The sequence below is a fragment of the Streptomyces sp. NPDC102283 genome, assembly GCF_044766265.1.
In the GTDB taxonomy this organism is placed as follows: Bacteria; Actinomycetota; Actinomycetes; order Streptomycetales; family Streptomycetaceae; genus Streptomyces.
The window spans coordinates 31336-55247 of sequence record NZ_JBIWLQ010000029.1 but is presented as its reverse complement, the minus strand read 5'-3'; the positions used below and the strand labels follow the sequence as shown (position 1 = coordinate 55247).

Annotated in this window: 16 protein-coding genes and 1 pseudogene; 11 read left to right on the top strand and 6 right to left on the bottom strand. The window is 71.2% G+C overall.

Features of this window, described 5'->3' with window-relative positions; translation table 11 throughout:
- Positions 1-4: 4 nt before the first annotated feature.
- The 3 genes from ACIRJT_RS36475 to ccrA are packed head-to-tail and all read right to left on the bottom strand — an operon-like array spanning position 5 to position 3221.
- Positions 5-901: a 3-hydroxybutyryl-CoA dehydrogenase gene (locus ACIRJT_RS36475; RefSeq protein WP_403918249.1), complete on the bottom strand. Its 897-nt coding sequence runs from the start codon at positions 899-901 to the stop codon at positions 5-7.
- The gene (locus tag ACIRJT_RS36470) at positions 898-1896 is read right to left on the bottom strand and encodes a 3-oxoacyl-ACP synthase III family protein (RefSeq protein ID WP_403918246.1); all 999 of its coding nucleotides are present in this window, start codon (positions 1894-1896) and stop codon (positions 898-900) included. The genes ACIRJT_RS36475 and ACIRJT_RS36470 overlap by 4 nt, the downstream gene beginning before the upstream one ends.
- The gene (ccrA, locus tag ACIRJT_RS36465) at positions 1896-3221 is read right to left on the bottom strand and encodes a crotonyl-CoA carboxylase/reductase (RefSeq protein ID WP_403918279.1); all 1326 of its coding nucleotides are present in this window, start codon (positions 3219-3221) and stop codon (positions 1896-1898) included. The genes ACIRJT_RS36470 and ccrA overlap by 1 nt, the downstream gene beginning before the upstream one ends.
- 537 nt (positions 3222-3758) lie before the next feature.
- Here ccrA and ACIRJT_RS36460 point away from each other — a divergent pair.
- On the top strand, positions 3759-4490 hold the full coding sequence (locus tag ACIRJT_RS36460) for an SDR family NAD(P)-dependent oxidoreductase (protein ID WP_403918243.1): 732 nt from the start codon (positions 3759-3761) through the stop codon (positions 4488-4490).
- A 354-nt stretch (positions 4491-4844) separates the two neighbouring features.
- Here ACIRJT_RS36460 and ACIRJT_RS36455 read toward each other — a convergent pair whose 3' ends face one another.
- Entirely contained in the window at positions 4845-6527 is a 1683-nt protein-coding gene (locus tag ACIRJT_RS36455; protein ID WP_403918240.1) for an MFS transporter, read from the bottom strand.
- A 63-nt stretch (positions 6528-6590) separates the two neighbouring features.
- A complete protein-coding gene (locus ACIRJT_RS36450; RefSeq protein ID WP_403918237.1) occupies positions 6591-7178 on the bottom strand; it encodes an NADPH-dependent FMN reductase in 588 nt (195 codons plus the stop codon).
- 150 nt (positions 7179-7328) lie between these two features.
- Between ACIRJT_RS36450 and ACIRJT_RS36445 the strand changes: the two genes are divergently transcribed.
- The 8 genes and pseudogenes from ACIRJT_RS36445 to ACIRJT_RS36410 form a co-directional block, all read left to right on the top strand.
- Positions 7329-10643 carry an AfsR/SARP family transcriptional regulator gene (locus ACIRJT_RS36445; RefSeq protein ID WP_403918235.1) on the top strand — a complete coding sequence of 1105 codons (3315 nt, stop codon included), beginning with the start codon at positions 7329-7331 and terminating at the stop codon, positions 10641-10643.
- Between the two features lie 241 nt (positions 10644-10884).
- Entirely contained in the window at positions 10885-12468 is a 1584-nt protein-coding gene (locus ACIRJT_RS36440) for an aspartate aminotransferase family protein (RefSeq protein ID WP_403918232.1), read from the top strand.
- Between the two features lie 852 nt (positions 12469-13320).
- Entirely contained in the window at positions 13321-13857 is a 537-nt protein-coding gene (locus tag ACIRJT_RS36435) for a hypothetical protein (RefSeq protein ID WP_403918230.1), read from the top strand.
- 104 nt (positions 13858-13961) lie between these two features.
- Positions 13962-15386, top strand: coding sequence for a flavin monoamine oxidase family protein (locus ACIRJT_RS36430; protein ID WP_403918228.1), 1425 nt, complete (start codon positions 13962-13964; stop codon positions 15384-15386).
- A gap of 25 nt (positions 15387-15411) precedes the next feature.
- Positions 15412-15585 (top strand): hypothetical protein, encoded by a 174-nt coding sequence (locus ACIRJT_RS36425; RefSeq protein WP_403918225.1) that lies wholly within the window; start codon positions 15412-15414, stop codon positions 15583-15585.
- Positions 15582-17162 (top strand): GMC family oxidoreductase, encoded by a 1581-nt coding sequence (locus ACIRJT_RS36420; protein ID WP_403918223.1) that lies wholly within the window; start codon positions 15582-15584, stop codon positions 17160-17162. The genes ACIRJT_RS36425 and ACIRJT_RS36420 overlap by 4 nt, the downstream gene beginning before the upstream one ends.
- A gap of 781 nt (positions 17163-17943) precedes the next feature.
- Positions 17944-18519 (top strand): hypothetical protein, encoded by a 576-nt coding sequence (locus tag ACIRJT_RS36415; protein ID WP_403918220.1) that lies wholly within the window; start codon positions 17944-17946, stop codon positions 18517-18519.
- 1069 nt (positions 18520-19588) lie between these two features.
- A pseudogene (locus tag ACIRJT_RS36410) lies at positions 19589-19777 on the top strand (MinD/ParA family protein); the annotation flags it as partial.
- A gap of 610 nt (positions 19778-20387) precedes the next feature.
- Here the strand turns inward: ACIRJT_RS36410 and ACIRJT_RS36405 are convergent.
- Positions 20388-20786 (bottom strand): DUF4267 domain-containing protein, encoded by a 399-nt coding sequence (locus tag ACIRJT_RS36405; protein WP_403918217.1) that lies wholly within the window; start codon positions 20784-20786, stop codon positions 20388-20390.
- A 649-nt stretch (positions 20787-21435) separates the two neighbouring features.
- On the opposite strand from ACIRJT_RS36405, the gene ACIRJT_RS36400 reads away from it, so the two are divergent.
- Both ACIRJT_RS36400 and ACIRJT_RS36395 read left to right on the top strand, forming a co-directional pair.
- Positions 21436-22380 (top strand): XRE family transcriptional regulator, encoded by a 945-nt coding sequence (locus ACIRJT_RS36400; RefSeq protein WP_403918214.1) that lies wholly within the window; start codon positions 21436-21438, stop codon positions 22378-22380.
- A gap of 163 nt (positions 22381-22543) precedes the next feature.
- Positions 22544-23734: a cytochrome P450 gene (locus ACIRJT_RS36395; RefSeq protein WP_403918212.1), complete on the top strand. Its 1191-nt coding sequence runs from the start codon at positions 22544-22546 to the stop codon at positions 23732-23734.
- Positions 23735-23912 lie beyond the last annotated feature (178 nt).

Genomic DNA, 23912 nt, shown 5'->3' with positions numbered 1-23912 from the left:
TGCGTCAGCGGGCGTACGTATAGAAGCCCCGGCCGGCCTTCTTGCCCAGCATGCCGCCCTCGACCATGCGGATCAGCAGCGACGGGGGAGCGTACGGCTGCTCCTTGAACTCCTGGTACAGGCAGTCCGCGATCGACTCCACGACGTCGAGGCCGATCAGATCGGCGAGGCGCAGCGGACCCACGGGGTGCGAGCACCCCAGCTGCATGCCCCGGTCGATGACCTCCGCGGACGCGAAGCCCGAGTCCACCATGCGGATGGCCGAGAGCAGGTAGGGGATCAGCAGCGCGTTGACGACGAAGCCCGGCCGGTCGGGGGAGCGGATCGCCTGCTTGCCCAGCACCTGGGTGACGAAGTGCTCGGCCCGGTCGGTCACCGTCTCGTCCGTGAGCAGCGACGCCGTCAGCTCCACCAGCGCGAGCACCGGCGCGGGGCTGAAGAAGTGCACCCCGACGACGTGGTCCGCCCGGGTCGTGCAGCGCCCCAGCCGCATGATCGGGACGGACGAGGTGTTGGACGCGAGGATCGCCTCCGGATCCTCGACGATCTTGTCCAGCCGCTTGAACAGATGGGCCTTGGCCATCTCGTCCTCACGGATGGACTCGATGACGAACTGCCGGTCCGCCAGCTCCTCCAGATTTGGCGTCAGGGTCACCCGGGCCAGTGCCGCGTCCCTCTCGGCCGCGGTCAGCCTGCCCTTGGCGACGGCCCGGCCCAGCGAACCGGCGATCCGCTCCAGGCCCGGTGCGACCGAGTCCGCGCGCGAGACGGCGACCGTCACCTGAAGGCCCGCCCTCGCGCACACCTCGGCGATGCCCGAGCCCATCAGCCCGCAGCCGACGACTCCCACCCGGCTGATCTCCGGCACGCTCGTCGTGGTCGTCGTGGTCGTCGTGGTCATGCGGTGGCTCCCCAGCGGATGAGTCCGGCGCCCAGGGACATACCGCCGCCGAAACCGGCCAGCAGCACGAGGTCGCCGTCATGGACGAGGCCCTTGCGGCACGCCGCGTCGAGCGTCACGGGCACGGACGCGCTGCCCGTGTTGCCGAACTGCTCCAGCGTGCGGTGCGTCCGCGCGGCGCTCAGACCGGACTGCTCGACGAGCTGCGACAGCATCACCCCGTTGGGCTGATGCGGCACGAAGTGGTCGATCCGGTCCAGCGCGACACCCGCACGGGTGGTCAACTTGTCGACGAACGCGGGGAAGTTGTCCAGCACGAAGTCCCGCACGCCCCGGCCCTCCATACGGAAGAAGTGACCGCCCTCCGCCAGCGTCCCGGCGGACGCCGGCAGCCGGCTGCCGCCCGCCTCGACCCGGATCAGCCGGTGGGCGTCCCCGCGGGAGCCCAGCTCGAAGTCGAGGAAGCCGTACGGCGCGTCGACCTCGCCGACCACGACCGCGCCGGCCCCGTCGCCCAGCAGCACGGCCGTGCGGCGGTCGGAGAAGTCCAGGCAGCGCGAGTAGACGTCGGCGCCGATGACCAGGGCACGGCTGCCGGGGCGCTGCGTGATCAGGGCCCGGGCGAGCGCCAGCCCGTAGACGAAGCCGCTGCACACGACGTTGATGTCGAAGCAGGCCGCGCCGTAGGCGTTCAGCCCGCGCTGCACGTGGTACGCCGTCGGGGGCTGCGGCGAGTCCGGGGTGGACGTCGACACGATGAGGTAGTCGATCTGCCCCGCGGCCAGCCCCGAAGCCTCCAGCGCGCGCTCCGCGGCCCGCAGCGCCAGATCCGATGTGGCCTCCTCCGGCGCCGCGTAACGGCGGTTGAGGATCTGCGTCCTGCTCTCGATCCACTCCGCGGTCGTGTCCGCCCTGGCGGCGACCTCCGCGTTGGTGACCACGGTCTCGGGCAGGTACGAGCCCGTGCCGAGGATTCCGATGCTCGCCACGGACATCACAGCCCCCGCAGCGGGTTCAGGGCACTCACGCCGATCTTCTCGCGCAGCGCCGCGTCGGTGACCCCGAGACCCTCGTGCGGAGCCTGGCAGAGCACCGCGACCTTCCCGATGTGCCGGTTCGTCTGCACCAGCCGGGCCGCCTCGCCGACCTCGTCGAGGCTGTAGACGGACGACATCACCGGGTTGATCTTCCCCAGCGACACCAGCCGGTTGAGCTCGGACTGCTCGTGCAGGTTGGCCGCGTGACTGCCCAGGATCCGCTTGGAGTTCATCCAGAGGTAGCGGTTGTCGTACGTGTGCTGGTAGCCGGTGCTCGACCCGCAGGTCACCACCGTGCCGCCGCGCCGGACGACGTACACCGAGATACCGAAGGTGGAACGTCCCACATAGTCGAACGCGACGTGGGGGTCCTCGCCCACCTCGCGCCTGATGGCCCGTCCCAGGCGTTTGCCCTGCTCGATGACCTCCTCGGGCGACGTCGGTTCCGTCAGCCCGAGCTCCTCCCGGTTGATGATCACGTCGCAGCCGAGGGACTGCAGGGCCTTCGCCTTGCGCTCCGAGCTCACCACACCCACGGGGATGCCGCCGGCCTGCCGCACCAACTGCACGGCGAACGCGCCGAGTCCACCGGTCGCGCCCCAGATCAGCACGACGTCCCCGAGCTTGATGCGGGCGCCCTTGTCACTGATCAGCATGCGGTAGGACGTGGCCGCCGTGAGCATCACGCTCGCGGACTCCTCCCACGTCAGATGCCGCGGCTTCGGCATGACCTGATTGGCTCTGACCACCGCGTAATGGGCCAGGCCGCCGAAATTCGTCTCGTACCCCCAGGCGCGCTGCTCGGTACCGAGCATGGCGTCCGCGTGGGTGGCCGGCTCGTGATCGTCCACCTGAATGCAGCTGACGACGACGTGGTCACCCGGATTCCACCGCCGCACGGCGGCGCCCGCCCGCACGACAACGCCCGACGCGTCGGAGCCGATCACGTGGTACGGCTGGTCGTGCCGGGCGGCGAAACCGCCCTGGCGCCCGAATCGCTCGAGGAACGAGAACGTCGGCACGGGCTCGAAAGTCGCCGACCAGATGCTGTTGTAGTTGATCGAGCTGGCCATCACCGCGACCAGCACCTCGTCCGGGGCCAGCTCCGGCATGGGCACCTGCCCGACCCGCAGCGACCTGCGCACATCCTTGTCGTCGGTACCGTCGAACATCCCGACGTCCTCGGCCCGCAAATGCGCGGCGGTGTACTGATCGGGTATCTCCGCCCGCTCCATCACTGACGTGGATGCACCGGACAGGAGAGCCTCGGTCAGAGAATCCATCATGATCCATTCTCGTGCGATCGGGGCCGGCCAGTCGATGAGCGAACGGCCCGGAAAAAAAGGGGGGATGATCCCGGTGCGGCAGCGCACGGGGATCAGGTTGCTCAACCCGCGAAGCCGCTCCCTCTCTCCGTTCGTTCTCGCCTCTTCCCCGGCCCCTGGACCGTGGGTTGTGGAACGTCGCAAGCCTCTCCACAACGTAGCGACGCACGTCCCACCGGCCAGTCATCGCCGATTCAGCTGCCGGTGCGGAGCGCGCGCGGAACACCCGCGGAACGTGTGATTACCGAGCCGTTGCCGGTCCCTGCCGCCGGACGCGGCGAGGCGCGGTACGCCGGGCAGGACGCCGGGGCTGAGCCCGGCACGTACGAACCGATCACGGTGAGGGCCGGCGGCGCGGCGAACCGTAACGCACGTGCGTACCGCCCGGGCGGCGTGAAAGATGAAGGCGGGGGCCGGGCCCGGCCCCCGCGGTGGACCAACCGACCAACCGGATCAAGGGGAGCTGCAACGGTGTTGCTGGATCAGAAGGTTGTCATGATTACCGGGGCGTCGAGCGGGATAGGCGCGGCCGCGGCCCGCCTGTTCGCGAAGGAGGGAGCGGCCGTCGTGCTGATGGCGCGTCGCGAGGCCGAACTGGGCACCCTCGCCAAGGAGATCAACGAGTCCGGCGGCCGGGCGGTGGCGGCGGCCGGCGATGTGACGGTCGCCGGTGACGTCGAGCGCGTCGTCGGCACGGCGGTAGGGGCCTTCGGCCGACTGGACGGAGCGTTCAACAACGCGGGCTGGGCGGTGGCCAGGTCGGATCTGCACCTGCTGGACGACGCCCTGTTCGACGAGATCATGGACGTCAACGTCCGGGGCGTCTGGAACTGCATGCGGCACCAGATCCCGGTCATGCTCCAGGCGGGCGGCGGGACCATCGTGAACACATCCAGCGCCGCGGGCGTCGTCGCCACGGGAGCCGCCGCCCCCTACATCGCGGCCAAGCACGCGGTGCAGGGCCTGACCAAGGCGGCGGCCAGCGAGTACGGCGAGCGGGGGATCCGGGTCAATTCGCTGGTCGTCGGCAACACCAGGACCGAGCTGATGGACGAGGTACTGAGCAAGAACCCCGGCCTCGAGGAGAGCTTCAACGTACGCGCGATCCAAAAACGCCTGGCGCACCCCGACGAGATCGCGCAGGCCGCGGTGTGGCTGTGCAGTGACAGGTCATCCTTCGTCACCGGGGCGGGCCTGGCCGTCGACGGGGGCTGGAGCGCCGTCTAGCCGCTCCTGAAAAAAAGGGGGGGCGCCCGGGGGAGCGGGGCCGGGGCCGCTGCCCGCGCAGTGGCAGAGTGCACCGCCGCGACGAGGGTTCTGCCGCCAGGGCCCGAAGCAGACCACCGGGCGCCCCCGCCCCCTCCCGGACCCTGCCGGTCGCCCGGGGCGTCGGGGGTACGGGCCGCGGCCCGCACCGTCACCTTCACCCCTGCCGGAGCGGCCTCCACGACGAAGACGGACCGCGACTCATCGAGGGACGCGGACGCGGGCCGCTCGCGCGCCCCGCAGATTCCGGCGACCTGATCCGACGCCGGGGCGGCCGGCCGAGAACGACCACACCACCCCGGCGCCGGACCGGACTCAGCGCCCTTCGCCCGCCGCGGCCGGCACCTCGACCCTGGCGGACACCTGCGTCGCGGGCACACCGCCGCCTTCGGCCCCACCGGCCGCAGAGGCCGGGGAACCGGCACCCTCGGCACCCTCGGCACCCTCGGCCTCACCGGCCTCGGCATCCTTCCCCGCCGGCACGTGCCGCAGCAGCACCATCGAGGCGACCGCCACGATCGCGACGATGACCCCCGCGATGCCGCTCGCGAGGTTCAGGCCGGAGGTGAACGCCTCCCTGGCAGGCTCCAGAACATCCGACGCGAGCGAGGCGGACAGCTCGCCGGCCACGGCATCGGCACCCGCGAGGGTGTCGCGAGCGGCCCCGGCGGCGGAGTCCGACAGACCATCGGGAAGCGCCCCGGTGACCTCGTCCCGGTACACGGCCGTGACCACACTGCCCAGTCCCGCGATGCCCAGGGCGATGCCGAACTCCATGCCCGTCTCCGACATGGCGGCGGCGGAACCGGCCTTCTGCGGCGGAACCGAGCCGACGACCAGGTCGGTGCCGAGCGCCATCATGGGACTGATGCCGGCGTAGATGAGAACGAAGCCGGTCACCAGGAGCGGCAGACCGCCGCTGCTGTCGACCTGGGTGACGAGCACATAACCGACCATCGAGATCAGCAACGCACCGCCGACCACGAACCCGGGGCGAATCCGGCGGGCGAGCGCCGGCGTCATCGAGGACGCCACGATCAAAGCGACGGCAGCGGGCAGCAGCCAGAGCCCCGCCTTGATGGGCGACAGACCCTCGACCAGCTGCAGGTACTGCGTGATGAACAGGTAGAGCCCGCCCATGAGACCGAGGCCGAACAGCAGCATCAGCAGCGCGGCACTGAACGCCCGGTTCGCGAACAGACTCAGATCCAGCAGCGGGTTCTCCAGCTTGCGCTGACGCAGCGTGAACACCACGCCCAGAACGACACCGACCAGGATCGTGCCGGCGGCCTGGGCGTCGAAACCGTGCTCGGCCAGCCGCTTGATGCCGTAGATGAACGGCAGCACCGACACCAGCGACAGCACGACGCTGGTGAGATCGATCCGGCCCGCGTTCTCGTCCTTGTACTCCGGCAGCAACAGGGGCGCGGCCACCACGAGCACGATCATCACCGGGACGCCGAGCAGGAACACCGAGCCCCACCAGAACCACTGCAGAAGGGCACCACCGAGCACGGGACCGACGGCCACGCCCAGCGAGAAGCACGTCACCCACACACTGATCGCGGTACCGCGCTGCCCGGGGTCCTTGAACATGTTGCTGATCAGAGCCAGCGTGGAGGGCATCAGCGTGGCACCGGTGATACCGAGCAGGGCACGGGCCACGATCAGCATCTCGGGGCTGGTGGACAACGCGGCGAGGACCGAGGCGAGCCCGAAGCCGACAGCACCGAACAGCAACAGCCTGCGGCGGCCGATCCGGTCTCCCAGCGTGCCCATGGTCACCAGGAAACCGGCGATCATGAAGCCGTAGATGTCGACCGTCCACAGCAACTGCGAGCTGGTGGGCTGGAGATCGGCACTCAGGTGCGGGACCGCCAGGTTCAGCACCGTGGAGTCCAGCGCCAGCAGGGTCGTGGGCAGCGTGAGCACGAAGAGCCCGAGCCACTCCCGGGGCCCGGCTCTCAGGCCGGCTTCTGACTGGGTGACGGTAGTCATGGGGAACCCTCCAGGGTTCGAGGAGACAATGGAGAGCGCCGCACAGGGCGCCCCGGGGAACGGTCAGAACGCGTACGGCCGCACGGCCCGGGTGTCGTGCAGGACACGCGCCCACCACAGGAGCTGGTCGAGCATCGTCGTGACGGCGGCCTTCAGCCGCGCGGACGGCTTGGGCCAGTTGCCGTCGGCGTCGAACTCGTTCCAGTAGTCGGGAATGCTGACGGAATCACGGATGGCCACCGCATGGACCTCGGCGAACACACTGCGCAGCTGCTCGGTCGCGTACAGGCCGCCGGAAGGGCCGCCGTAGGACAGGAAGCCGACGGGCTTGGCCTTCCACTCGTCCAGATACCAGTCGATGGCCGTCTTGAGCGGAGCGGGAAAACTCCTGTTGTACTCGGGAGTCACCACGACGAACGCATCGGCGGCCGCGAGCCGGGGCGCCAGAGCGGCCACCGACCGGGGCCGGGGCTCGCACTCATCCCCCAGCGTCTGCGGCAACCGGGTCTCGGCGAGATCGATCAGATCGACGTCGAGGTCCCTGCGCCGCCGGGCATGACCGGTGAGCCAGTTCGCCGCCGTCGGCCCGAAACGGCCTCTGCGCGTGCTGCCGATGATGATCGCCAACCGCAGTCGGTCGTGGTCGGACATCGGCGTGCTCCCGCGCTCGGCCGGCATACCGCCGGGGTGGTGTTCTCATGGGCAACCCTGCGGCCGGCCGCTCACCGCGCACTCACCGCGCACTCACAGCCCGCTGTCGGCCGCTCCAGGCACGTCACAGCCCTGCGCTACCGTGACGCCATGCGATTCGGGGTGCTGGGGACATTGGCCGTGTGGACGGCGGACGGCCGTGAGGTCACCGTCCCCGGAGCCAAGCCCCGAGCCCTGCTCGCCGACCTCCTCACCCACGAGGGACGGCCCGTGTCCGCGGACCGGCTGATCGACGACCTGTGGAGCGAGGAGGAGATGCCCGGCAACCCCGCCGCCGCCCTCCAGACGAAGATCTGGCAGCTGCGCCGGGTCCTGGAGGACGCCGAACAGGGCGGCCGCGACCTGGTGACCCTCCGGGACAACGGCTACGTACTGGCCACGGGCCCCGGAAGCGTCGACGCCGCGCGGTTCACGCAGACGACGGCCCGCGCCAGGGCGGCCCGTGACCCCAGGACCAGAGCGACCCTGCTGACCGAAGCCCTCGCACTGTGGCGGGGCAACGCGTACGCCGGATACGAGGACACCGCCTTCGCCCGGCCGGCGGCCACCCGACTGGAAGAAGCCAGACTCACCGCCCTGGAAGAACGCGCCCAAGCCCGAATCGACCTGGGTGAACACAACGACGTGGCAGCCGAACTGCACACACTCGCCACCCAACACCCGCTGCGCGAACGGCTGCGCGCGGTCCACATACGCGCGCTCTACGGCGCGGGCAGGGCAAGCGAAGCCCTCGCCGAGTACCGCGGACTCCAGGCCCGCCTGGCCGACGAGCTGGGCCTCGATCCCAGCCCCGAACTCGTCGCGCTCCACCAGGCCATCCTCCGCCAGGACCCGGCCCTGACCGCGGCACCCGCCACCACCGTCCCCGCCGCCCCGCACCCCCCGCCGCGCCGGCCCACCAACCTCCCCGCGCCGGTCAGTGAACTGGTCGGCAGACAGAGCGCGGTGGCCGAGGTGAAAGCCCTGTTCGCCGAAGCACGCCAGCTGACCCTGACCGGCTCGGGCGGCGTCGGCAAGACCCGCCTCGCCCTGGAGACGGCGGCCCAGCTCGCGGACGGCTTCCCCGACGGCACCTGGCTCGTCGAGCTGGCCTCCCTGGGCCACACCAGCACGGCGGACGCCGTGTCCGCCGTCGTCGAAGCGGTCATGACGGCACTCGGCATCCGCGAAGGAACCGCCCCGACCCCCGCCCCCGGCCCCGGAGCCCCGGGAACGGCCCTCCCGCCCGCCGAGCGCCTCGCCGACGCACTCGGCGACAAGCGGACCCTGCTCGTCCTCGACAACTGCGAACACGTCATCGACGCGGTGGCCGAGCTGGCACTGCTCCTCCTCAAACGCGCCCCGGACCTGCGCATCCTGGCCACCAGCCAGGAACCGATCGGCAACCCGGGCGAAGTGCTCTGGTCCGTGCCCCCGCTGGAAGTACCCCCGCCGGACACCACCGGCAGCACACCCGACCCCGCGGCCGTGGCACGCTCCAGCGCCGTGCGGCTCTTCGTCACCAGAGCCGCCGCCGCGGCACCCGGCTTCACCCTCGACGCCGGCAACGCCCGGGACGTCTCGGTGATCTGCCGCCGCCTCGACGGAATCCCGCTCGCCCTGGAACTCGCCGCCACCCGCGTACGGGCCCTGGGCGTGCGCGGCCTGGTCGCCCGCCTCGACGACCGGTTCCGGCTCCTGGCCACCGGATACCGCGGAGCCCCACCGCGCCAGCAGACCCTGCGCGCCATGATCGACTGGAGCTGGGAGCTGCTGACCGAGCCGGAGCGCATGGTGCTCCGCCGCCTCGCCGTCCACATCGAGGGCTGCACACTGGAAGCGGCGGAGGCGGTCTGCGCGGGGGAGGGGACACACCCCGACGACGTACTCGACCTGCTCGCACGACTGGTGGACCGCTCCCTGGTCGTCATGGCCGACGACGGCGAAGGCCCCCGCTACCGGCTCCTGGAATCGGTCGCCGAGTACGGCCTGGACCGGCTCCACGAAGCAGCCGAAACCGAACGCGTACGCCGCAGGCACCGCCACTACTACATCGAACGCGCCGAACGCGCCGCACCCCTGCTGCACGGACCCGACCAGCGACGCCGACTACGACTCCTCGACGCGGAGACCGCGAACTTCCGCCGCGCCCTGGAGGACGCCGTGCACCACGGCGCCGCGCACGAGGCCCTGCGCCTGGTCAACGCGCTGGCCTGGTACTGGTTCTCACGCGGTCGCCTCCGGGAGGCCGGCAGGTCCCTGGAGGCCGCGCTCTCCGCGGCCCAGGACACCGGCACCGCGGCGGGCACCGAGCCGGTCGCCTCCGCCCGCGCCAGGACCCGGGCCTGGCAGGCGGGCTTCGCCGTCCTCGTCGACGAGGACGGCGACCGCACCCAGTGGAGCCGCGTCGCCGTGGAGTTCTCCCGGGACATCGCCGACCGGCGCGAGGGGGCCAGGGCCCAGTGGTTCCTGGGCTTCGCCCTGTTCGGCGTCGGCCACCAGGCCGCCAGCGAGACCCTGATCGACCAGGCCCTGGAAGGATTCCGCGCCCTCGGCGACACCTGGGGAACCGCCGCCGCCCTGAGCGTGAGGGCCAACCAGGCGCATGTCAGGGGAGACCTGGAACGGCTGGAGCGCGACGGCCGCGAGAGCGCCGCACTCTTCGCGGAACTCGCCGACTGCTGGGGCCAGTTGCAGACCGTGGAACCCCTCGCCGCGCTGGCCGAGATGCGCGGCGACTACGCCCTGGCGGCCCGCCTGCACCAGGAGGGCCTGGGCCTGGCCGAGGACCTCGGGCTGTGGCCCGAGGCCGCCGACCGGCTGACGAGCCTCGGCAGCACCGCCATGCTCACCGGCGACCACACCACAGCACGCGACTACCACCAGCGCGCCCTGCGCCTCGCCGCGGAGCACAGCTTCAAACCGGGCGAGATCCACGCCGAGACCGGCCTCGGCCTCGGCGCACGCCGCGAGGGCAGGTTCGACACCGCCGAGGCCCATCTGCACCGCGTGCTGGACTGGTTGTCCAGGATGGCCTTCGAACCGGGCCGCGCCCTGGTCCTGGCCGAACTCGGCTTCATCGCCGAACAGCGCGGCGAAGCCGACCGGGCCCTGCGCCTGCACCAGGAAGGCTGGACCGCCGCATGCCGCACCGGGGACGCCAGGGCCCTGGCACTGGCCCTGGAAGGCCTGGCCGGAGCACACGCCCTCGCAGACCGCCCCGCACAGGCCGCCCTGCTGCTGGGAGCGGCGTACGCGGCCCGCGAGTCGGTGGGCATGCCACTGCCCCCTGCCGAGCGGGGCGACGTCGACCGGATCACCGCCGCCGCACACGCCCGCCTCGATGGCAACGCCTACGACGCGGCGTACCGCAGGGGCCGCGCGATGACGCCCGAAGAGGCCCTGACCGCCCCCACACACGGCTGATCAGCCCGTACGCCGACCACTGCCCCGACCCGCACCGGCCACCGGCACCGGCCGCAGACCATGACCGCCGGGCCGTCGGACCGCCAGACCCGCCAGACCGAGCAGTGACCACTCGATGAGAGGCCGCCCCTAGCCTCGCAGTGCCTGCAAGCGGTGGCCCGGGCGCCCACCGCTCCGCCGGACCGCGCCGGCGGACGAACCGGCCCTACGCCACACCATCGACCGAGAATCTGGGGACGAAATGAACTCACCCACCGCACCGGTGTACGCCGACGCCAACGTGCGAGACATGATCGCCCCGTTCGGGCTCGCGGTCGAATACACCCGGGCCGAAGGCAACGCCCTCTACTACCAGGACGACGAAGGCCGGGAGATCCGCGTCCTCGACTTCGCCTGCGGCTTCGGATCCCTGATGCTGGGCCACAACAACCCCGACATAGCGGCGCGCGCCAAGGAGATCCTGGACTCGCAGATCCCCGTCCACGCGCAGCTCGCCGTGCACGCGCACACCAACGACCTCGCCACAGCGCTCAACAACATCATCCAGCGTGAGCTGGACACGGACGAGCCCTACTACGCCCTCTTCGGCAACTCCGGCGCCGAGGCCGTCGAAATCGCCATCAAGCACGCCGAGTACGACCGGCTGGAGCGCGCGAAGGAACTCCTCGGCTCGATCGAGACGAACACCGAAGCCGCCCGCACCGCCGTCCACGCCGGCACGGCCGACGTCGCGGACGAGGCGTACGAACTGCTCGGCATCACGGACCGCACCTCCGGCGGCACCGGCTTCGAGAACCTCATCGCCGAGGTCACCCGGCGCAACGAGGAGACCTCCGCCGTGCCGCCGCTCTTCCTCACCCTGGAAGGCTCCTTCCACGGCAAGCTGGGCAGCAGCATCCAGCTCACCCACAACGAAACCTTCCGCACCCCCTTCAAGTCGCTGTCCGCACAGGCCCGGTTCGTCCCCGCCGACCAGCCCGACGCCCTCGCCAAGGTCGTCGACGACGAGCGGGTCGCCGCCCTCGACGTCGTCGTCGACGGTTCCACCGTCCGCGTCGTCGAGCGCGACTTCCCCGTCTTCGGAGCCTTCTTCCTGGAGCCGATCCGCGGCGAGGCGGGCATCCGGCCGCTCAGCCGGGAGTTCGCCCAGGAGGTCGAGCGGGTCTCCGCCAAGCTCGGCTGCCCGGTGATCTCCGACGAGATCCAGTCCGGCACGGGCCGCTCCGGCGCCTTCTTCGCCGCCTCGCACATCGGGCTGCGCGGCGACTACATCATCCTGGCGAAGAGCCTCGCGGGCGGCATCGCCAAGACCGGCATCGTGCTGGTGCGCGAGGCCCGCTACCGCCAGGGGTTCGAGCTCATCCACAGCTCGACCTTCGGCAAGGACAGCTTCTCCTCCCTCATCGCCCTCAAGGTCATCGAGACCCTGGAGGCCGACAACGGCCAGGCCTACCGCACCGCGGCCGAGCGCGGCGAGAAGCTGCGGGCGGCGCTCGAGTCGGTCCGCACCGACTTCCCCGACGTCGTCAAGGACGTCCGCGGCCGGGGCCTGATGCTGGGACTGGAATTCCACGACCAGTCCGACGCCGCCTCCGAGGTCATCAGGGAGCAGACCCAGAGCGGCTACATCGGCTTCGCCGTCGCCGGCTACCTGCTGCGCAACCACCGGATCCGCACCTTCACCACGGCGAGCGCCCTGCACACCTTCCGCTTCGAGCCGCCCATCTACCTGAGCGACGAAGACATCGCCCAGCTGGAGACCGCCCTGCGGGACGTGGCCGGCGTACTGCGCCGCCAGGACGAGCAGGGATTCAACGCCGCCTGACCCGCCTGCCCCTCTGCCGAGGTTCCGCCTGCCGTACGAGGGGGCGCGGCCGCCCCGCGAACGGGCGCCGCGCCCCCTGGTCGCACACCGAAGACCCCGAAGCGGCCGGACCGCGTCCCCCACCACGGGGCGCCACCGCCCCGTGAGCGCAGGGCGCCCGCGCGAACGCCGCAGCCACCGGGCCGGGCACCGGGCCCACCACCGCCGCGCGTTCCACGCGAAACATGACGCCCGCACCGCCAGGACGAGCGGAAATTCCACGCCGTCCGACGAATTCCGTCGCCGCCGCCGACCCTCCGGGACCGGTACCGCACGTCGCCGCCGGTGCCATTGCCCGGAGCACGGGCAAAGCGAACACCAACGGAATGACTGCCAACGCATGCACATCCGCCTCGACCGCGAACTCCACCGGGAACGGGGCACCGGCCCGGCTGACGTGCGAGATGACGCGCGCCGCCACCAGGCCATCCGGCAGGAGACATCGGTGCCGGCCCCGCTCCCCGGACGGACGAACGGCCCCGGTGGCCCGGAGGACGGCTCCCGAGAGCACTCCTGCCGCGGACCGAACGAACTCCTCCGCATAACCACCCGACCTCGGACAATTCCCGCGAAATAGGGGAATGACTGGCCGATGGACGGATCATTACCTGGCAATTCGCCGTCGATTAAGCGCGCCCGTATATAACGTTCCTACCGCTCAGCGAGGGCCCGGAAACATGATTCCCTGAAATCTCGTCGAGCCCGGAATCGCGCAGATAACCCTGCTGAATTCCCTACGCCGTCGACGACCCGCGCGGCGATCCTCGCCGGCACCGCGCAGCGGTCCCGATGACAACAAGCCAAGGAGAACCAGTGACCCCCGCAGCCGTCGACGCCGACTCCGTCGTGTACGCGGTGAAGGGCATCGTCTCCCCGCTCCCGGAGAACAGCCCGGAAGCGGGGACGTGCCACTGGGACCCCAAGAAGAACTACCAACCCCTGCACGGCGACGGCTTGTTCGGCAGGACGAAAACGAAGCGCTCTGCCGGGCTCGGCCCGCCGGCCACGGAACAGCCGGAGGCCGCGCGAGACCGCCCCCCGACGCACCGGATCGCACCCGTGCCGGTCCCGGGCGGCTTCACCCCCACCGCCACCCGCCTGCCCACCGCAGACACCCGCGTACTCAACGGCGGCCGGCGCACGAACACCAGCCGGGGCAGGAACACCGTCCGCCGCGTGAACACCGTCCGCCGCGACGCCGGGACAGCACCCGCCGAGACCCACCGGGCGCACGCCGCCCCGGCCCCGGACCCGTACGCCACCGCACGGCTCAACCACCGGGCCGCACACGGCCACGGCACCGACAGCCCGCGGAGCCTCGTCGAGGAACAGCGCGGTCCCACCACCTGAGGCGGCAGGACCCATCCCGCACAGGCAGGACCCGCCCCCGAAACACGCACCCCGAACCCCCACCGCACCCCGGCACCTCATCACAACGATCCCAAGGAGACACGGTGAGAACCGACAACCCTTCCGGCACACCGCGCAACGCCCCCGACAGCACACGAAGGACCATGCTGAAGGCCGCCGGCCTGACAGCACTCCTCGGCGCGACGGGCCTGAGCACCGCACGCGCAGCCGACCGGCGGGCAGCGGCCGCCACCTACGACGTCATCGTCATCGGTGCGGGCTTCGCCGGTGTCACCGCCGCCCGCGAGCTGTTCCGCAACGGACGCAAGCCGCTCATCCTCGAAGCCCAGAACCGCATAGGCGGCCGCACCTACACCCACGACTTCGTCGGCGAGAAGGTCGAACTCGGCGGCGCCTTCTTCGACGCGACCCACCCGCACGCCTGGAAGGAGATCCAGCACTACAAGCTGCAGCTCACCAGCGACCCGGGGCCGGAGGTCGCCTACTTCCCGGCCGAACAGGGATTTCGCGCGTACGCCCCCGTCGACGGCTTCGGCCACCTGGCCAGCCTCGTCACCCCCGTCTTCGACGGCTCCCGGGACTATCTCCCGACCCCGCGAAACCCCTTCGCCCGCGAGGACCTCCTGCGCCCGGTCGACAAGCTGCGCCTGATCGACCGGATCAACGCCCTGAACTACTCGCCCGTCGACCGCAAGTGGGTCACCGGCAACCTCGGCGGCCTGTCCGGCAACTCCACCCGCGGCTCGCTGACGCAGATGGCCCAGTGGTGGGCCCTGTCCGACTGGGACTTCCAGAAGTTCTCCGGCGGCCAGTCCTCCCGCCTCGTCCACGGCACCGCCGCCTTCCTGAAGGCGATGCTCGACGACTCCGGCTCGCAGCTGCGCCTCAACTCGCCCGTCACCGCGATCGCGGACGACGGCCGGAGCGTCCGCGTCACCACGAAGGGCGGGACCGTCTACCAGGCCCCCGAGGTCGTCATCGCGGTGCCGGTCAACGTATGGAACACCATCACCTTCACCCCAGGACTACCGCAGGTGTACCGCGGCCTCGCCGCCGCGACCGTCGCCGTTCCCAAGGCCAAGAAGCTCTTCCTCCACATCCGCAGCAGCAAGGGCCTCTTCTACGCGGCGGGAGCGGAGGGCGAGCCCGGCCTCTCGGACGTCGCCCCGGTCCACAAGCTCGCCGACGGACACCTCGCCTTCGGCTTCAGCCTGGACCCCTCGCTCGATGTGAACAACGCCGCCCAGGTCCAGCAGTCGCTGCGACGCTGGGTCCCCGACGCCGAGGTGCTCGCGGTCAAGGGCCACGACTGGGGCAGCGACCCCTACGCGCGCGGCGGTTGGACCTACAAGCAGCCGGGCCAGCTCACCGGCCCCCTGCGTACCGTCCAGAACCCCGTCGGACGCCTCGCCTTCGCCGGCAGCGACATCGCCACCGGGTGGAGCGGCTGGGTCGACGGCGCCATCGAGTCCGGCCTGCGCGCCGCGGGCCAGATCCTCGTCCGGTGAGCACCCCGACCGTGCTGGGCAGCCGATGACCCGCCGGCCGCCCCTCTTCCCCGCCCCCGGCGCCGGTGGCATCCGGGCGGCGGACGAGCCCCCGCGCGAGCGGGGACAGGCCGCGCGCGCGGAGCTGCCCGGCGTCCTCGGCGCCCGCCCGAAGTCCCCACTCGCCCTGTCCGTCCACCTGGAGCAGGCATCAGCATGAGCGACAGCGGCAAGCACTTCCACTACGTGATCGTGGGCGCGGGATCGGCAGGAGCCGTCCTCGCCGCCCGCCTCTCCGAGGACCCCGCGGTGCGGGTGGCACTCGTCGAGGCGGGCGGCCCCGACACGGACCCGGCCTTCCGGCTGCCCGCGGGGTCGCTCGGGCTGCTGGGCGGCGAACACGACTGGGGCTACGGGACGGTGCCGCAGCCGGGCATCGCAGGACGCACGGTCCCCTGGCCGCGCGGAAAGGTCCTGGGCGGCTCCTCATCGCTCAACTTCCAGATGTGGATCCCTGGTTGCGCCACCGACTACGACGCCTGGGCCGACACGGCGGGACCCTCCTGGTCCTGGAACGCCGTGGAGCCCTACTTCCGCAGGGCCGAGCACTGGGCAGGTCCCCCCGAGGACGGCACCACCTACGGCCGGGGCGGCCCTCTGTGGATCTCACCGCCGAGGGACCCCGACCCCACCACCGCGCACTTCCTCGAAGCGTGCGCCGAACTGGGGCTCGGCCCGGTCCCCGGCGGCCTCGGCGGACCCGACCACCGCGGCAGCACGACCACCCCGCTCAACCAGCGCGACGGCGCCCGGTGGAGCACCGCCGACGGATACCTCAGGCCGGCCCTGGACCGGCCCAACCTCACCGTGATCACCGGCGAACAGGTCCACCGGATCCTCATCGAGGACGGCCGCGCGCACGGAGTGCAACTGGCGGCGGGCCCCCTGTACGCGCGCCGCGAAGTCGTCCTGAGCGCGGGCGCCATCGGCTCCCCCCACCTCCTGTTGCTCTCGGGCATCGGAGACCGGGACGACCTGCTGGCGGCGGACGTCGAACCGCGCGTCCACCTGCCGGGCGTCGGCCGCAACCTGCACGATCACATCGCCCTCGATCTGGTCATGAGCGCGACGTCCCCCGTCCGCCTCGCGGGCAGCGCGACCCCGGAAGCACAGCGGCAGTTCGACCAGGACCGGACGGGCCCGCTCACCTCCAACATCGCCGAGGCGGTCGGCCTGTTCCGCAGCGACGGCCGCCCCGGCCCGCCCGACCTCGAAGTGATCTGGGCGCCCGTCGCGTTCCAGGAGGGCGGCCCCGGCCACGGCCTGACCATCGCCGTGATCCTGCTCCAGCCCCGAAGCCGCGGCCGCATCACCCTCGCGGCACCGGACCCCGCCCTCCCGCCCCTGATCGACCCCGGCTACCTCTCGGCCGAAGAGGACCTGCACACCCTCGCGGCGGGCGCCCGCTTCGCCGAGCGCCTCTTCGACACCGAGGCCCTGCGCCCCCTGGTCGACGGGGCGATGGCCCCCTGGACCCACGGCATGAGCGACACCACCCTCCTCGAACACATCCGGGAGAACGCCGACACGCTCTTCCACCCGGTGGGCACCTGCCGCATGGGCCACCCGGACGACGGGACCGCGGTGGTGGACCCCACCCTGAAGGTCCACGGCGTACCGGGCCTGCGCGTGGTGGACGCATCCGTCATCCCGCACATCACACGGGGCCACACACACGCCCCGGCCGTGATGCTCGGCGAACGGGCGGCGCAGCTGATCCGCGACGAAACGGCCTGAACCCCGCCCTCCGGCGTTCCGATGGCACGGGTCGATCCCGTCAGGAGGCGGGATCGATCAGAGGAGGATCAGCCCGGCCGGGGCCAACCCGCCTCCTCGGCACCGATCGTGACGGTCACAAAGACCTGCAACGCGGAGCCGGCCGAGCTGCGCGTCCCGGCGGGACGGCATCAAGAAGGCGAAGCCGCGCCGGAGAAGCCGGAGACGGACCGCGTCCGCAAGATCACCGCACGCGCGGGACACGAGAAGGCCAAGGCGGAGCGCATCGCCCCCTGCCGCACTCAGCCGCGCCCAAACCGCGAACCCCGCCTCGGAGCAACCGACTTCACCCGGCGGGCCCGCACCACTGTCCTGCCCGATACCCACACGGTGTGCTGGTCCACCGCGACCGAACGCTCCGCATCGACCTGCCGACCGCCGGTGCCGCGGAAATCCCGAACACTGTCTTTCCTGCCCTGCGGCGGGGGAGTGGTCCGATGCCGACGGGGCGGATCCCGCCGTCACCCGTAACACGTTCGTCCTACTGGGAAGGCCCTGCGCCGGCACCGGCCCGACGCCGGTCCGAGGGGCTCTCCGTCCCGGACTGCCCGGAGCTCGCAGGCACCGATTCCCAGCCACACCTACAGGGCGCGAACACCTGGTGAGCGGGTGCGTGTGCACCTCACGACCGGGGGAGAACAGCTCGGCTGCCGCCTTCCCACCAGACACACTGGCGGGTTGGCTTGATTCGTGTGGGTACGATCGTCGCTAAACGCCCCCCACGTCGAGAGCCGAGGACTACATGTCTGGAAACCTTCCCGTTCAGAGTGTCACGGCAGACTATGCCCAGCGGGTCGCTGATGACCTGGCGGCGAACCGGAGCGATCAGGAGCGCGTGCGCACCGAACTGGCACGGTCGCAGGAAGAGCTCGTCCGCCTGGAAGAGAGTGAGCAGGTCCTGACGAAGATGCAGGAAGTGCTCGGCGGCACGCCCGAGCAGGCAGCGAAGCAGCGCAAGCACCGCAAGGGGGGCGCGGTTCCTGCGGCCCGGGGCTCCAACCGCAGGACAGCGGCAGGGAAGCCGGCAGCCGCCACCGGGCGCAAGGCACCCAAGAAGACCGCGTCGCCCAAGAAGGCGGGCGAGCCGACATGGCTGGAGCTGACTACCGCCTACCTGGGAGGACAGAGCGAGCCCAGGTCCGCGGCAGAAGTAGCGGCCTCGCTCACCCAGACGCACCCCGAGCGCACGGTCCAGGTGACGGTCGTGCGCAACACCCTGGAACAGGGGGTCGCCCAGGGGCTGCTGGAGCGTTCCAAGCAGGGACGTTCGGTCTTCTACCACCCCACCACCCCCGCCTCGGCCCCTTCCGGTTCGTAGCCGGCGCCGGCCGCTTCAGACAGGTGGCCGGCAAGCCGGTTCATGCCACTGACGGCCCTGACCGACTGCCCGCGTGCCGGCTCCCCCCAGCCCGCGGGGTACGCCCAGGGCTCCTCATGGCCCTCTGCGGGCCGGGGCGGGAGGCAACACCGGCCCCGGCCGGACGGCTTTGCCTGTGGCACCCCGGAGCAGGCTGCGCGGGCCGCCGGGTGCCCCGAGCCGGGCGAAGCGCGCCACACCGGCGTCCGAGCCCGTCCGGACCTCCTTTCCCTCGCCCGGACATCCCGGAGTCAACCGCTCCCGCGCCCCGTCCGGTGAGGCTGGGGGGACGTGCTGCGAAGGGCGCCTGTGTGGCCGTACCCAGTTGATACGGACACGGGTGCGGGGGGCGGTGGCAGAGCAGGGGCGGTGGGGGAGCGGTAGAGATAGCCCATCCCGCGGACCGAGACGATGGACCCGCCGCCCACCGGTGTCGTGTCGAGCTTGCCGCGCAAGCGGGAGACGGTGAACTTGACCCGGTCGCGTGCGCCCGCATTCGCGGTACCCCAGCCGGCTTCGAGCGTCCCGAAGTGATCCCCGAACTGCGCCGCCGCCCCACCGCCTCCACGTACGCAAAGCCACCACCGGCTCCACCCTCGCCGTCATCACCGAAGCAGCCGAATGACCCCCGGGGTGCGGTGCAACATGCCACCGCACCCCACCTCACCCCATCCCCGGGCCGGTGTCACCGCGACCACCACCCGCCGCCCCTGGACCTCATCGGCGTCGACGAAGCCGGTCTCCGGCGGCACCCCGCAGCGAGAGTCCGGCCGCAACCGCGGAGATCTCCTCCGGGGAGCCGGACTCGCCGAGCCTGTAGACCCGTTCGGCGCCGGCGAGCAGCTTCCAGCCAGGGCGCATGTGCCCGGCATCGAAGACGTCCAGAACTGCGTCACGCCTTCGAAGCGGATCGGATCCCGCCCACACAGTGGAAGAGCGCCCTTCGCTCACTGCACGACTTCCTCGAACAGGAGGGCGTACTGATACTCACCGGTGAGGTCTCCGGGCGCGCCCGCTATCGCGTCACCCTGAGACCGGGAAGACGATCAAGGCGGACGACATCGTTGCGCACTTCCAAACCCGCTGCCGCGGCGTGGTGGTCGTGCCGTTCGACGAGCACCTGTCCGCAGGCGCGGAGATCGACCTCGACATGCTGCGCCCCAGGACGCGCGAGGCGTACTTCGACCTTGCGGCGCTCATCGCCGAGGACTTCGTCCGCCGTGACCACACATCACTCCGTCGGAGTCCGGAGTCTCTCCGTTGACAGCCGCGACGGTCACCACGCACGCGGGCTCATCGGGTAACACTCGTGCCGGCTCGTCCTGGCGACGAGGCAATTGCGTTGTGCTCGGGTTCCTCGCAGTGACTCCGAGAGGGGGGGGAGGGCTCAAGAGCTGACCGGGCTGACAGGCCATCGCTTCCCGGCGCCCGCGGCCCCGTGCCCGGCCCGCCACCACATCACCCGGAACGAAGCGCTCAACGTCCCGTACCACTCCTCCCGGACCGCAACGTCGAACTCCGGCGATGCCGCCCGGCAGGTATGCGAGCAGGGCCGCCTGCCCCGATCCTGAGCGGTTGGCTCCCCCGGCAGCGGCCCCGTACCGGGGGACAGAGCCGGGCGGCCCGTCGGGAGCGCCGCCACCTCGGTGCCGCAGCCCGTTCCCGTACGGGCTCGCGCGACAGTCCCTACCGCTGTCGCGGAACCGGCTGATGCCGGGGACATCGCGACGATCCGTGCCCTGCGGGACCTGTCCTCCTCCCATCTGCCGGTCGGCTCCACGCGACAGCAAAGGCTTCGAGAACAGGCGGAGCGGCGAGCTGACCCGAGGCTAGCGTTGTCCGTCCGTGTCGCGTCCTCGCGGTCCGTCCGACGCCAGACCTGCCACCGCGCAGAGCGCCCCCCAGCCTCCCGCCACAGCGGCGGCCTTACCGCGCGCGGCCGGATCAGGGAGTTGTGTACCGAAGATCAGCGCGTCGCCGAGGTCCGCCGCGACCCGGCAGGCGGTTGCTGCTCGCCGGACCGAACGGTCCTTCGCGACCAGCATGGCGAGGCCGATCGCGACATCCCGGACGCCCATGGCCCGGATCAGCAGAGCGGCAGGGGCGGGAACGGACCCGTCCTCACGGTCCAGACCGCACGGACGAGCCATCAACTCCGGGCGCACAAGGACACCCACACCGTAGGCAGCGGTCGCCGCGCCCACCCATCGCACCAGGCCAGCTTCCACAGCGTCCTCCTTCTATCCCCTGTGACCATCTGATCACGCGTTCCCGGCTGGACCCCGTCCGACACTTCCGTCCCTGGCGTGGCCAGGCGAACACACTTGTCAATTGCCGAAGGAGCGGCAGGCCCCGTGCCCTGGCCGAAGTCCGGTGGAGGGTCCGCGCGTCTGCGGCCCCTACTCAGGTACCCCCGGCCGGGCGGAGCGGGTGGTGGCGTCGAGACCTTCGGTGCGGATCGTTTCCTCGTACCGGCCAGACGGCCAGAGGGGGCTGTACACCGCTCCTCGGAGTCCTCGTCATTCTGCGTGCCGCTGAGGCAGTCCCGGGTGGTCACGGGTCCATGGGGCCGGTGACGGCGGAGAGCACTCGTCCCGGCTTCGCCTGAGCCTGGGGCGGGTCAACAGGAGACAGAGGACCTTGCGGGCGTCGGAGCGCCGGGCGGGATCGTGGGCCAGAACCGCGACCGCGGTGGCCAGGAGCGGACCAAGTACGCCCAGTACGAGGCCGACGAGCGGCACAATGAGCATCATCACGAGAGCGCCTTCAGGTAGGGATCGGGCTGACGCCACTCATTGAGACAGCCCCGAAGTGTTCGGTGGGGCGGGCCGAAGGACGGCGAACGACGCCGAACAGCGACGAGAGCAGGAGGTGGCGATGGACCCGGTCGAGGAGTTCGCCGCTTGGCTGCGCCACCTGCACCGGGAAGCGAAGAAGCCCAGCTACACCGAGATGGTGCGTCGGATCCGGGTGACCGATCCGACCGCGAGCGTGGTCGTCAGCACGATCTCCGAAACCCTCAACGGCAAACGCCTCCCGCGCTGGACGACGGTGGAGCCGATCGCCCGGGTCCTGGGCGGCCCGCCCGCGGCCGAGGAATGCCTGCGCCGCTGGAAGCAGGCCGACGCCGCCCGCACCCCGACCACCGCGCAGAGCGACACCGCACCGATCCCTGACACTCTCGCCCCCGGCCCGGCAACCGGGGGCGCCGTCGCCGGGTCGGCGACGAGCCATTTTTCCATCGCCCGGGGCGGGGGCGCAGAGGCGGCTGATCCGGATCGAGGAGCGCGCGGGGACGAGGCGCCGGTCCGTGGTCCGCGCAGGAAGTCGCTTCCGGTGTGGGTGGTGAGCACGGTCACCGCGCTGGGCGTCGCAGCAGCGGCCTGGGCAGCCGTCACCCTCATCGACGACCGGAACCAGGCACGCCCCAGCGACAGAACACCGGGAACGGCAGCGGACGCCCCGCAAGACGCTGCGCGGCTGCGGTTCAAGCCCGGCACCTACGAAACGGTGCTGACCGTGAACGAGAAATCCTGGGTGTCGCCTGACGACAACGTCCGTATCCGCGTGCCCGGCGCATCCACCAGCGATGGCTCCACGCTCTTCGTCACCACCCCCTCGGTCTCCTGCCCGCAGACCACGGTAGCGATCGGCGACGCTCTCATCGTGCCGGAAACATCCGGCAGCTCATGGACCCGCATCACCACCCTGAAGGTATGGGCACAAGACACCCCGAACGGCGAGCCCTTCGACATGTATGTCCAGCTCCAGATCGACCAGGGCACGGGCCGCGCGCCGCAAGGGCAACGATGTGCTTCCTGAAGCGGACGCCATCCCGCGCGCTGCCCGACCCGTACGCGGACAACGCCCCGGCGCACGGAAGGGGCCAGAACGGCCCGGTGACCTGAATCGGAGATCTGTCGTTGACCGGGTACGAGGCATGCCCGGCCGGCCGGGCGACGTCGCAGCAACCAGGAGGAACACCGTGCCCGTCGTCCGTACTGTCCCCCTGCACCAGGTGAATGCCCCGGCGCCAGGGCCGCCCCGGCTCATCGAGCTGCCGAACGGCACACCGGTATGGCTCATCACCCGGTACAACGACGTGCACCAAGTTCTGACCGACCCCCGCTTCGAGCGCTCACCGGTCCACGCCCCCGATACTCCGCCGGTCCTCGACAGCCCCAGCCTGCTGGACAGCCGCGACTCCATCGGACGGCAGGACGGTGACGGGCACCTGCGTCTGCGGCGTGCCGTCGGCCAGGCCTTCACTCCGCGCGCGGTCGAGCACCTGCGACCGTGGGTGGCCGAAGTCGTCGACCAGCTTCTTGACGACCTCGTCGCGAAGGGGCCGCCCGCCGACCTCGTCACCGACTACGCGCTGCCCCTGCCCTGCAAGGTCATCCACCGGCTGCTGGCCGTGGACCACGTTCCCACCGAGCGGCTCATCCACTGGGCCGAACACGCTTTCCCCGGGGCCTCCGCGGCGTCGGAAGACGGTGACCAGGCCCGAGGCGAACTGACCGACTTCGCCACCACGCTGATCACCGAGCGGCGCAGGTCACCCGGCGACGACCTGGTCAGCTCCGTCGTCCAAGCCACCGACCGTGAAGGCGGCATCCCCGAGGCCGCACTGGTCAACCTGATCGCCACTATGGTCGTCGGCGGTCACGACACCACCATGACCATGCTCAGCAACTCCCTGCTCTACCTGCTGACCGAACAGCCGGCGGCCTGGCACCGGCTGGGTTCGGACGAACAGACTGCCGCAGTCCTCACCGAACGACTGCTCCACCTGATTCCCCTGGGCGACCGCGAGGAACGCCCCGGTCATGTACTCGCCGCCACCGCGGACATCCGCCTCGGCGGCGTGACGGTCCGCGCCGGTGACTTCGTCACGACCGACCATGTCGCCGCCAACCGCGACTCGGCGGCCTTCCCCGGCAACCCTCACGACCCCGACAACCTGTTCACCCCCCTCCCCAAGCCCTCCCTCGCCTTCGGCGCGGGCCGGCACTACTGCCTGGGAACCTGGCTCGCCCGGGCCGAGCTCCAACTCGCCCTCCACCGCCTCGCCGGCCGCCTGCCCGCCCTGCGCCTCACCATCGCCGCCGACGACATCGTGTGGCGGCACGGCACTGTCACCCGCAGCCCCTTCCACCTGCCCTCCGCCTGGTGAACGGCAACCCCTGATACTCCCCGCCTCCTGGTGGCAGCGGCCATTGGACCACCCGGGCGGGGTGACCGGCGGCGCCTCTCGACCGGCCGGCCGCCACGAGCCCCGAGCGGGTCAGGATTTCGATCCCGGAACCGGTGAGGATTCGGCTCGGACGGCAGGGCACCGGTAACCTCGCACA